The following is an 11,874-nucleotide window of genomic DNA, read 5'->3' on the forward strand; positions in this document are numbered from 1 at the left end:
GACAGCCGTCATAACAAAACGGGCAGCCACTGGGCTGCCCGTTTTTATTGCGTTATCTCATCCGGCCTGTTCAATCCTGCCAGCTGGCCTTGTTGGGAAAAGCGCGACGATCGGCGTCGGTAGCCGTTTCGTTGCACTCTCCCCGCACCTTCCAGGAGGTCTGGCTCAGCACTATGTAGCCCTGGCGGCAATACTGCTTGGTCGCCAGGGTCTCGGTCAGCAGGTTCTCCTGTAACGCCTCCCGCTGCTCCAGCAGCCGCTGGCTCTGGGCTGCCGAGAGGCCGCGCGGCAAGGTGTCGTTGGGCGCGGCTTCAAAGGTGAACCGCTTGCTCCCCTCCTCGTTGATGTGGGTCAGAAACAGGGGTTCCGGCCCGTCATACTTCTGGCCGGGCAAGCTGGAGCAGGCCGACAGCAGGGGAACAATCAACAACAGGGTGGCAGACAACAGGCGCACGACAGACTCCAGTGAGAAACGAGGCGAGGCTCGCAGATTAGCACGGCTGCAGGGCGGGTGTTACTGCCAGCAGCTCGTCGGTGGTGAGCAGGGTCACACTGCGCCCCTCCGGCAGGCTGAGGTGGCGCCACATCCAGTGATGGTGCTCGGTGATCTGGGCCGCGCTCAGGTGGGGGCGATCGGCGGTGGTGTGACCATCGCTCAATACCAGCACCTCGTACCCATGGGAGGCGGCACTGCGCACCGTGGTATCGACGCAAAAATCGGTGGCACAGCCACAGAGAATGAGTCGATCGACCGGCTGCTCGGCCAGCAGGAAGGCAAGCTCGGTATCGAGAAAGCTGTCACATGCTGTCTTGCGCACCCGGCTATCTCCTTTGGCCGGTTGCAGCGCACTGTGCAACTGCCAACCCGGGGTGTCCGGTTCCAGTTCGGTACCGGGGGGCGAGTCATGCTGGATATAGATGACCCGTCCCTGTTGCTGCCTGACATGGGCCGCAGCCCGATTGATATTGGCCAGCACTTGCTCCTGGCGGTAACGGGGCTCGTTGAACAAGCCTTGCTGCACATCGATGATCAGTAACACATCCATATTTTACCCGCCGTTTCCTGGAAGATTAGGGTTGCAGCCACTGGCTGCAGTCACGACTGCGGGATTGATGCAGCGCGCCCATATCTTGCTTCATCTCGTCACTGTTTTGCCAGCGCTTAGGTAGCGGCATGATGGTTACCTGCACATCGGCTGCGGGATCTGCAACAGAGGTCTCATCTGTACGGGGCACGACCAGCGCTACCTTGAGGGCCGGATTACGGCTGGCGATGCGACTGGCGAGCCCAAGCCCCCCCTCGACGTGGAAATTGCCGGCGATATGCATGATCTGCTGGCCCGGGTGCTTGGCGAGATAATCCACCATGCTCTCGGCCATGGTGTCATCCCAGCTGGTCTGGGCGGCGAAGCGGCGGGCGTTGCTGTCGGCATCGCCGTGGTGCATGGAGGCCATAAATTTCTGGCGATAGGGATCATCCCCCAGCGTCAGTTGGCGGGCCAGCTGGCTGCGACGCGACGCGGGCAGTTTGTCGAGCCACTCAGCCCCCTCCTGACCGACACAGCTCACCAGCGGCTTGGGGGCGTTGGCGGCGATCACTGGCATCCGGTGAGCCTTGGCAAACTCTACCAGCGGGCGGTAGTCGCTCGGATAGTTGGGCCAGGCGTTGCCTTCGCGGATCAAGGCCGCTTCACCAATCTGGTTCGCCAGATAGGCATCCAGCGTCTTCTGATCGGCGCGGCTGAACTGTTCCATGGAGAGGGCCAATGGCCGACCGTGCTGCTGGCCAGCGGTGTAGAGCCCGCTCAGCAGGCGCGATTGCAACAGGTGCACGGCGGGATGGCTGTGCAGCTCACCCACCAGAATGATATCGGCGTCGGCAGTGCGCGCGATCGCCTGCTCCAGCGTCAGGTCTGCGTCTCCCTCGCTGCTTAGTCGGTAGTCATAGAGCGTCTGCAACTGTGATGACTGGGTCGGCTGGGTGGGGGTGGCACAGGCTGCCAGCAGCAGCGGCAGTGCGAGCAGGGGAAGTCGTCTAATCATGGGATCTCACGGCTGATATGCCCGGATGCCGGTGCATCTCGGGGGGCTAATAGAGAATAAGGGCAACACAGGGTGACAGTGTAAAACCAATTTGGTTCAAAACAAATGAGAATGATTTCGTTTCTTGTTGATCTTTGTCGAGAGCCGGGTAATATGCGGCCTGTTTGATAACAGTTCTCAATAAGGATTCGCTGTGACCCATCATAACGCACTCTCTCTGGTTGCCCTCGCCGTGGCTGCCGGTCTCTCCTCCCAGGTCTTTGCTGCCACCCAGAAGGCGGATGAAGTCGTGGTCGTCAGCGGCTCACGGATGGAGCAAAAACTGGAAGATGTCTCCGGCCCCATCTCGGTGATCACCGCCAAGCAGATTGAAGAGCAGGTCGTCACCAACGTCGCCGACCTGTTCCGCTACGAACCCGGTGTGACCGTGCTCGGCGGTCAGGGTGATGCGCAGACCTTCATCATCCGCGGCATGGGAGAAAACCGGGTCAAGGTGGTGCGCGACGGTGTGCGCCAGAACGATGCCTACAGCAAGGGCGGTGTCGGTCAGAGCTACTTTGATACCGACATGATCAAGCAGGTAGAAGTGGCCAAGGGGCCGGCGTCTGCCGCCTACGGCTCCGATGCGCTGGGTGGCGTGATTGCCATCACCACCAAGGATGCCAGCGACTTCCTCAAGGGCAAGGATAGCTATCTGGATGTGACCAGCGGTTACGCCTCCAGCAGCCACCAGAAGATGGCGGGCTTTACCGGCGCCTTGCGCACCGGCGAAGTGGAGAACCTGCTGCGCTACACCTGGCGCGATGGCGGTGTGACCCAGAATTTCGACTCCACCAAGAACGACTTCGATATCGGTACCCACGCCCTGCTGCTCAAGAGCAAGTGGAACCTCTCCGATGAGCAGTTCCTCAAGCTGACCGTCGACTACCTGACCGATGGCGAGGAGCCGGATGCGGTCAAGCTCAACAAGGTCGGTACCGGTACTGCCCGTGTCTTTGATCAGCCCATCACCGACAAGCAGACCGACAACCTCTCTGTGGTGCTGGATCACGGCATCGCGCTGAATCAAGGCTGGGCTGATCGGATGGATAGCAAGGTTTACTTCGCCCGCACCAAGCAGACGCTGGATCAGTACGCCTCATCCAAGTATCCGGTCAGCCCCGGCAACCCCTATGTGACCAAAAACTCGCTGGATCACAACGTGTTCGATCAGAAGAACATCGGCGCCCAGCTGCAGTTCCACAAGGCGGTCGCCAACCACCGCCTGGCCTGGGGTGCTGAATACGAGCACACCGACAACGAACGTACCCGTTACAAGGGGCCGACGACTCCCGGTGATTTTGTCGGCTACAACGAGCTGAGTTTCCCGGCTACCACCAGCGAGCGCAGCGCCCTGTGGGCCTTTGACGAGATCAAGTTTGGCGAGCGCTGGGTGCTCACCCCGGGTGCCCGTTATGACTACTACCGGATGACTCCGGACAACGATCCGGCCTACACCGGCGACAAGCTGCACAAGTTCTCGGAAGGGGAGTTGTCACCCAAGCTGGGTCTGGTGTTCAAGGCCCACGAGGCGGCCAACCTGTTCGCCCAGTACAGCCACGGTTTCAAGGCCCCCATGTATGACAGTGCCTTCTCCACCCTGAACCATCAGGCGTACGGCTATCGCATCGAGCCCAACCCGAACCTCAATCCGGAGAGCAGCGACGGCATCGAGCTCGGCGTGCGTGGCAGCAGCAACGGCTTCAGCTATGAAGTAGCCAGCTTCTACAACAAGTTCGAAGACTTCATCGAGATGGTGGAAGTGGGCAAAGAGGGGCGCACCGCCGTCTACCAGTACCAGAACCTGAGCAAGGCGACCACCAAAGGAGTCGAAGCCAAGGCGGATTACTGGCTCAACGACATCGTCAATGTATGGGGCAACCTCGCCTACATCGAAGGCAAGGATGGGGATGGCAACTACATCAACAGCCTGAGCCCGCTCAACGGCTCCGTCGGTGTGCGTCTGGAACAGTCCCAATGGAACTTCAACACCGCGCTGCGCTTTGCGGACGACATGGACAAAGTCCGTAAAGACAGCAAAGGCAAGGATTACGTGAAGAGCGCCGGTTGGGGTGTGGTGGATATGTACGCCCAGTTCAACCCGATGACCGACCTGCAGCTCAACGTCGGGGTCTTCAACCTGTTTGACAAGGAGTACACCAGCTACGAGCGCATCGCCGGTCGTGCCGAGGGCTCCGATAACAGCATGATGACTGAACCGGGCCGCAACCTGAGTGCACGGGTCAAATACGTATTCTAAAAAGACAACACACGCAGTGATCTCGGGCTGTTGCCCGCACCGGATCCCCGCCCTGACAGGCGGGGATTTTTTATACATGTAGCCAGGTGTGAGGTGACCCGCTCACACCATGTTATTCATTGGCTTCGCCTTTTTCTTTGTGTTGGCGAGATATTATGCTATTTGATTTATTGTTAATGACATTTAGTAATTCTTTACAACGGGTGTGCCTAGCTTTTGACTTCGACATCGAACTTTTTCCTCGACACCGCCGACGCTCTTGAGCTGATTACCCGCTTCAATGAGGCCCCTGACGAGCAGACCATAGTGGCCCTGCTGCGTACCCTTAGCCAGCAGATGGGTTTTGACCACTTCCGGCTGGGATTCATCTTTCCCAGTTCGATTCAGCGACCTGACGTGAGGATTTTCAACGGCTGTCCTGCCGAATGGGTACAGACCTATGACAAACAACGTTTCTTTACGGTGGATCCCGTTGTGAGAAAAGGGATGAAGCAGAGCACCCCCATCCTCTGGGGCAGCCTGATCACCGAGTGTTGTGAGCGGCAAGATATGGTGGGGCTGGAGGTGATGCGGCAGGCATATGAGATGGGGCTGCGCGACGGGATCACAATTCCCTGGCATGGGGCTAATGGCCATGTTGGCTTGCTGTCATTGATCACTCGCGCCCCACGAACCGAGCATCAATGGTTGAGTGCCACTCCTTTTTTAAGCTGGCTGGCTGTGCATGTCTTTGAAGCGGTAGCCCGTGTTTGTCTCTGTGTGAGGCAGCCTCAGGAAGAGCTGACGTTACGGGAGCAGGAAGTGTGCCAGTGGGCTGCCGAAGGCAAGCAAGTGAGTGATATTGCCCAGATCCTGGGGATCAAGCCCAGAACCGTCACTTTCCATCTTGAACGGATAGCGGAGAAGCTGGGTGCGAGCTGCAAAAATCAGGCGATATCATGGGCGCTGATGCAGGGTATTGTCAGACTGAACATTGACACGGCACAGATTGAAAATGTGGATGATGACAGTGCATGATGCTGCCTAACGCAAAAAATTGCTCATTACGTAGATTAAATTACTAAAAATGTCAGTTTTGCCAGTGGGTGTGATGATATTGCGCAAGTTATTGCATCTATGCGCGTAGAGAGAGAACAGATGGAAGGTAATTGACTGATAAATAAAGAATAAAAAAGTGGCATGGTCGCTGCTAAAGGTTGGTCGAGTGCTATCTCGTTTAACCAACTTATTTAGGAGCATACACATGCCAACTCCATGTTATATCAGCATCGAAGGTAAAACCCAGGGCAATATCACCGCCGGGGCCTTCACCTCTGACTCAGTCGGCAACATCTTCGTGCAAGGCCACGAAGACGAGATGCTGGTACAAGAGTTCCAGCACGTTGTCACCGTCCCGACCGACCCGCAATCCGGTCAGCCTGCCGGTCAGCGTGTCCACAAGCCGTTCAAGTTCACCGTCGCCCTGAACAAAGCCGTGCCGCTGATGTACAACGCGCTGGCTTCCGGCGAAATGCTGCCGAAAGTGACCCTGAAGTGGTATCGCACCTCCGTTGAGGGCAAGCAGGAGCACTTCTTCTCTACCGTGCTGACCGATGCCACTATCGTTGACATCGACTGCCAGATGCCCCACTGCCAGGACCCGGCGAAGTCTGACTTTACCCAGCTTATCCAGGTCTCCATGGCTTACCGCAAGATTGACTGGGAGCACACCGTTGCCGGCACTTCCGGTGCGGACGACTGGCGCGCCCCCATCGAGGCGTAAGCCTTGCTTCGGTACTTTGGTATTCCTTGTAAGTAGTAATGTGTCTTTGAGCCGGTTGTTCAACCGGCTTCTTGTACTGTGCATTTTCTCCAGCCTGGCCAACGGGTTGGCTGGAGCTTTTCTGTTTTGCCATCCCCCAGCCGGGGTTTGATGCCCTGCGAGTGAGCGCGGAGGGATGGCAAAGCACTAAAGGGTGTCCTGTGATGCAGACCCAATCCGCCCGTAACCCGTGTTCGCCGCTATCTTGGTTGCCCGTTGTGGCACAGGAGAGGGCGGTAGCGTGGTTTGGCGGTTGGGGTCTTGAAGAGGGGCGCAGACATCGCGTGGCCGTGACAAGAGGGGAGAGCCATGGCTAATCAAACCGGATTGCAATTTACCGTCAAGGTGGGGGCGCTGCCCGAGAGCACCTTCGTGGTGGCGAGTTTCCAGCTGGACGAGGGACTGAATCGGCCGTTCAACCTGCGCCTTGAGCTGGCCAGCAGCCAGCCCGATGTCGACTTTGGCGCCGTGCTGGACCAACCCTGCGAGCTCATGGTGTGGTACAACGGCGAGCTGCAACGCCAGGTGTGCGGGGTAGTGAGCGAGTTTGCCCAAGGGGACAGCGGCTTTCGCCGCACCCGCTATAGCCTTGAGGTAAAACCCGCCCTGTGGCGGCTGGGGCTGCGCCAGAACTCCCGCATCTTCCAGGCGCAAAAGCCCGATGAAATCCTCAGTATCCTGCTGCAAGAACATGGCATCACCGATTACGCCTTTGCGCTCAAGAACGAGCACGCCCAGCGGGAATACTGTGTGCAGTATCGGGAGACCGACCTCGATTTCGTGAATCGCCTTGCTGCCGAAGAGGGCTTGTTCTACTTCCACGAATTTGAAGCGGGCAAGCACCGCATTGTGTTTGCCGACGACGCGGCGGCATTGACTCAAGGCCCCGAGCTTTTCTTCAACCTCGGCAACCGCTCGCTGGAACAAGGGCCCTATGTGCGCCAGTTCCACTACCGCGAGGCGGTGCGCCCCTCGGATGTGGAGCTGAAAGACTACAGCTTCAAGACGCCGGCCTATGGCCTCTCCCACAAAAAGCAGGGAGCAGAGCTTGAGCATCAACGGGATACTTATCAGCACTTCGACTACCCGGGCCGCTACAAGCAGGACCCGAGCGGCAAGGCGTTTGCCCAGCACCGGCTCGATGCGCTGCGCAATGACGCGGTAGCAGGCAGCGGCAAATCCAACAGCGCCGCGTTGCTGCCGGGCCAGCACTTCTCACTCACCGAACACCCCAATGGCAGCCTTAACACCGACTGGCAAATCGTCCATATTTGCCACACCGGTGAGCAACCGCAGGCGCTGGAGGAAGAGGGCGGCAGTGGCCCGACCGTCTACCACAACGAATTTGGCGTAGTGAAGGCGAGCACCACCTGGCGCGCCCGTATCGGCAGCCCCGAGGCACCCCATAAGCCGATGGTGGATGGCCCGCAAATCGCCATGGTGGTGGGCCCTGAAGGGGAAGAGATTTACTGCGACGAACATGGCCGGGTCAAACTGCAATTCCCGTGGGACCGCTACGGCAGCTCCAACGACCAGAGCTCCTGCTGGGTGCGAGTGAGCCAAGGCTGGGCCGGTGGTCAATATGGCATGATGGCCATCCCGCGTATCGGCCACGAGGTCATTGTTAGCTTCCTAGAGGGCGACCCCGACCAGCCCATCGTGACGGGGCACACCTACCACGCCACCAACCGGCCGCCGTATGAGCTGCCTGCCAACAAGACTCGCACCGTGCTGCGCACCGAAACTCACAAGGGCGAGGGCTTTAACGAGCTGCGCTTTGAAGACCAGGCGGGACAGGAAGAGATTTATATCCACGGTCAGAAAGACCTGAACGTGCTGATAGAGAACGATGCCGCCTGGCACATCAAGCATGACCAGCACACCGACATCGACTTTGATCGGGTGACTCGCATCAAGGCCAACGACCACCTGACGGTGGAGGGTGAAAAGCGTGAACAGATCAAGGCGGACTATTCGCTGACGGTGGATACCTCCCTGCACCAGAAACTGGGTCAATCCCTGTTGGTGGAAGCGGGTGAAGAGGTGCATATCAAGGTGGGTGACAAGTTGGTGCTGGAGGCGGGCTCAGAGATCACCCTCAAGGGGGGTGGCAGCTTTGTCAAAGTTGACCCGAGCGGCATCAAGCTGGTCGGCCCCGCCATCAAACTCAATGCCGGAGGCAGCCCGGGAGCTGGCTCTGGCTGGGCTGGTCAGGCTCCCGTTATTCCCAAAGGGGTTGAGGTGGTCAAAGCTCCGGAACTGGTTGAACTGGTCAAGGCGATTGCCACCGAGAAGGCGATGGAGGCGTTGCTCAAGGCGCTGGAGCCCGATAGCGATTATCAGCCCTCCGCTTGATGTTCGACGAACAACTTAGGATTGAATGACAAAGATGAAAATCGTCTATCCCATGCAACTGGCGGGTGAGAACGGCTCCAGCGAGATTGCATCTCTCGATGAATTTATCAAGAAGATCAACGGCCTCAAGAGCGGTACCTTCCCGATAGGCCGCAACCGTATCTGGCACGGTGGTATCCACTTCAGTAAAAGCGGAGGCTGGCACCCGAGCGGCGCTGTGCGCGCGATTGCTGACGGGGAGATTGTGGCCTACCGACTGGCGACCAAACCAGCCAAGGCGACCCGTAGCACCGAAGAGGGCAAGCCAGAGGGAAAGATTGACTTGTATACCTCCCCTTCGTTTTGTCTGGTACGTCATCGCTACGAAGCCGGTGAGCAGAACAAGAATCGTCTGACTTTCTACAGCCTCTACATGCACATCGCCTGTGAGAACAGCTACAACAGTTCCGAGGCTGCGCGAGTAATGGTCAAGGGGACAGGTGTGTCCACCTATGAACCGGTGGTCGAGGGACATCCTCCCAAGCTGACACGTCGGCTGTCTGGCGATAAACCTGTCTATGCGAAAAGGGGGGCTGAAGTGAAGTTGGTCGGCCAGGAAGTGAAGAGCCTGCTTAACCACAAAGATGAGCCCCACGATTACTATCTGGTGCACTACGTTAATGACCCGGACAGCCTGTTCCATATTGCGGCAAGCCAATTACAGCAGGAGTTTCCACAAAAGCCGAAGTGGATGACACCACCAGAAGGCAAACCAGCTCGCTGTAAGATCCCTGGTAATACATGGCTACGTAAAAGCGCTGACACCACAGCTGAGAGCTTGGGCTTGCCTGCAGGTAGTGAGGTCGTGATATCTGGTGAGCCGGCACAAATGATAAGCATCAATGGCGGCACGACTGAGTTTCGTAAAGTACAGGTTTTCAAGGTGGGCAGCGGCACTGTCAAAGACAGGGCCAATCAGGTGATGACCAATGCCAGCAAAGGTGCCGTTGGCTGGCTGGCAAAAAGCAAGATGGGGGCCGGACTGACCGCAGAACCGAGTATCCCTGTCGAATTCAAAGACGATGCGGTCGTTGACCGCAGCGCAAACCCGATACCGGTGCAGGCCGGAGAGATCATCGGTCATTGGGGTGAGCATGAGCTAGCCACTGCCGGAGCCAGCGGTTTCGAGAAAGACGCAGACAGCAAAGCCGTGCACTTTGAGGTGTTTGTGGCAGAAAGCGACAAACAGGTGCTTGAAGATTGCATCAATAACAAGGCGCGGGTCACCGGTGGCCAAGGCTACCTGCTGGTAAAGAAAAAGGTCACTACCTATCGTCTCACCAGCGATAGCAAGCATGGTTTTCACGAGGTTGCCAATTTTGGGCCGCTGGTCTTACCGTTGGCGGTGAAAGAGTCTGATATTGTCACTCACGGTGCCAACAACTTTGTGAAGGTACGTGAGCGGACTGCTGCGGACGGGGAGTTGGCTGGCGAGTTCATATTGCAGGGCGGTGATGTTGAAGTCATCAGTCAGCACGACTGGCACAAGCTGGGCGTCAAGCTGGTCGATGGCAGCAGCGATGACGATGGATTTTTGGACAAGGCTGATACCGAGAGTGAAGATCCGCAACAGAAAGAGGCGAGCAAATTTTTCAGTACCCTCTATGACAAGCTGGTGACAGACAGGGACAACGATGGCACCCTGAGCGGCGATGATATCAAGGCCGCGCTGGCCGATGAGGAGTTGGCGGGCAAGTTGCGCATGTTGTTTATCAAGCACAAAAGCGAATGGGTAAAGCCTGGCGATTGGCCGCGTCTAAAGCAGGAGTTAGCCGAGCAGCCGAAGCTCTATGAGTATGCGATGCAGGTACACAACAATATGGCGTGGATGGAAGATGCCAGCGCGATATTAGGTGATACCAAGCCTTGGTTTATTCATCCGGCAGGGATGATGGGGTTGGTGGCTGAGCCTATCTCTGATGATGAGATGGATGAAAAATGGCTCACAGTACCCAAAGGGCAGCTCACATTTGATGCTGAAGGAAACGATGTTGACACGAGCATATACTTCTCGAGAAAGCCACATATACCAATGCAAAGAGATGGTACTGTCATTGGTCAATCAGGAATCACTTATGGACGAGGTTTAGATATTGGTCAGCAAACACAACCGTTTGTTTCAAACTTGTTGTCGGCGATCAGTGAAAATGCAAGGCCATTATCTGATAAAATGTCTTCTTGGCTAATTGTTGGCTCCGGTAAAAAACGCGATCTTGCTAAAGATCACCTTGCTTTGATTAATGATTCTGTTCCTATGGATGAGCAAATACTAACCAGGAAGCAACAACACTTTTTATTTTTATCTGTATATGGTGATCGTGAAAGTACAACAAAACGTACAATAGAGGCGGCTCGAGGCTCTCGTCATGTTCTTGCACCACCAGGTAAAATCATATGGGATCAATTACCTACAGATGTAAAGGAAGTCTTAGTGGATTTAACATTTAGAGGTGATAACCATTCGAAATCAAGAGACTCTATTATTCCAACTTTGGTTGAGGGGTTAGAGTCTGGTGACTATAGTGCTTTTAAATATTTGATGAGTGACAGAAGTGTTTGGATTGATGTGTTTAGAGTCCCCCGAGAAAGATTCAATGCGAGGTCATCATGGGTAAATTAATTTTTTTATTATCAATAGGCATTTCATTTTCTGCTTTTTCTCAAGAATGCTCTGACAAAAAAACAGAGACTGAAATGTATCAGTGTATCTCTGCGCTTTATGAAAAATCAGATGCGGAATTAAACTCTGTTTACAAAAAGAAGATGGTGGAATTAGACTCCATAAATATTCATGGTGAGGGTGTAGACATCAAACCCGTGTCATTTTTTCTTAAGAAAAATCAGCAGGCATGGATAAAAATGCGAGATACTGACTGTGATTTGGAAACATACGAGTCAATGACTGGCTCTGGCTACGCCACTATATATAAGAGTTGTCTATTAAAAAAAACAAATGAGAGAGTTAAGTTTTTAAATTCATTGTTTTACTAAGCCGGGACAATATGTTCAGATCTAGTTATCACCTGACACCGGCTTAACGCCGGTGTTTTTTTATCGCTACAAATAGTTTTGGTGCAGGATAGCTCGAAGATTTGTTGTATCCAGATGATTTTTCGTTGTGAGGATGGATTTAAATTTGAATCCGAGATGCAGATCCTGATGATGAAGCAAAGTGATTAGGGGACAAAAAAGAAACCCGCCATAGGCGGGTGGAAGGATTGCAACACTAACCAGGAGGAGGTGTTACCAAGTAGACCCTGTACCTTCGGTAATAGTTCAATTTTGTTGAAGTTTTTCCGTTTTCTTAGCGGGGTTTCCATCGGGATCTGTGGGGGCG

9 protein-coding genes are annotated in these 11,874 nt (G+C 55.4%); 6 read left to right on the forward strand and 3 right to left on the reverse strand.

Annotated features, from left to right (window positions below):
* Positions 1 to 70 precede the first annotated feature (70 nt).
* From G5149_RS17215 to G5149_RS17225, 3 genes are read right to left on the reverse strand one after another with little or no spacing between them, the layout of a single operon-like run.
* Positions 71 to 454 (reverse strand): hypothetical protein, encoded by a 384-nt coding sequence (locus G5149_RS17215; protein WP_005335256.1) that lies wholly within the window; start codon positions 452 to 454, stop codon positions 71 to 73.
* A 37-nt stretch (positions 455 to 491) separates the two neighbouring features.
* A complete protein-coding gene (locus tag G5149_RS17220) occupies positions 492 to 1,046 on the reverse strand; it encodes a cysteine hydrolase family protein (protein WP_421213109.1) in 555 nt (184 codons plus the stop codon).
* A 25-nt stretch (positions 1,047 to 1,071) separates the two neighbouring features.
* Entirely contained in the window at positions 1,072 to 2,043 is a 972-nt protein-coding gene (locus G5149_RS17225; protein WP_255909416.1) for a ChaN family lipoprotein, read from the reverse strand.
* Between the two features lie 193 nt (positions 2,044 to 2,236).
* On the opposite strand from G5149_RS17225, the gene G5149_RS17230 reads away from it, so the two are divergent.
* From G5149_RS17230 to G5149_RS17255, 6 genes are all read left to right on the forward strand, one after another.
* The gene (locus G5149_RS17230; RefSeq protein WP_421213111.1) at positions 2,237 to 4,342 is read left to right on the forward strand and encodes a TonB-dependent hemoglobin/transferrin/lactoferrin family receptor; all 2,106 of its coding nucleotides are present in this window, start codon (positions 2,237 to 2,239) and stop codon (positions 4,340 to 4,342) included.
* 306 nt (positions 4,343 to 4,648) lie between these two features.
* Positions 4,649 to 5,359, forward strand: a complete 711-nt coding sequence (locus G5149_RS17235) for a LuxR family transcriptional regulator (protein ID WP_421213112.1) — start codon at positions 4,649 to 4,651, stop codon at positions 5,357 to 5,359.
* A 226-nt stretch (positions 5,360 to 5,585) separates the two neighbouring features.
* Positions 5,586 to 6,104, forward strand: coding sequence for a type VI secretion system effector Hcp1 (gene hcp1, locus G5149_RS17240; RefSeq protein ID WP_010634242.1), 519 nt, complete (start codon positions 5,586 to 5,588; stop codon positions 6,102 to 6,104).
* A gap of 348 nt (positions 6,105 to 6,452) precedes the next feature.
* A complete protein-coding gene (tssI, locus tag G5149_RS17245; protein ID WP_421213114.1) occupies positions 6,453 to 8,498 on the forward strand; it encodes a type VI secretion system tip protein TssI/VgrG in 2,046 nt (681 codons plus the stop codon).
* 34 nt (positions 8,499 to 8,532) lie between these two features.
* A complete protein-coding gene (locus G5149_RS17250) occupies positions 8,533 to 11,157 on the forward strand; it encodes a hypothetical protein (RefSeq protein WP_421213116.1) in 2,625 nt (874 codons plus the stop codon).
* Entirely contained in the window at positions 11,145 to 11,528 is a 384-nt protein-coding gene (locus G5149_RS17255; protein ID WP_005348187.1) for a lysozyme inhibitor LprI family protein, read from the forward strand. The genes G5149_RS17250 and G5149_RS17255 overlap by 13 nt, the downstream gene beginning before the upstream one ends.
* Positions 11,529 to 11,874 lie beyond the last annotated feature (346 nt).

This window comes from Aeromonas sp. 600479 (assembly GCF_049175515.1).
Classification (GTDB): domain Bacteria; phylum Pseudomonadota; class Gammaproteobacteria; order Enterobacterales; family Aeromonadaceae; genus Aeromonas; species Aeromonas veronii_A.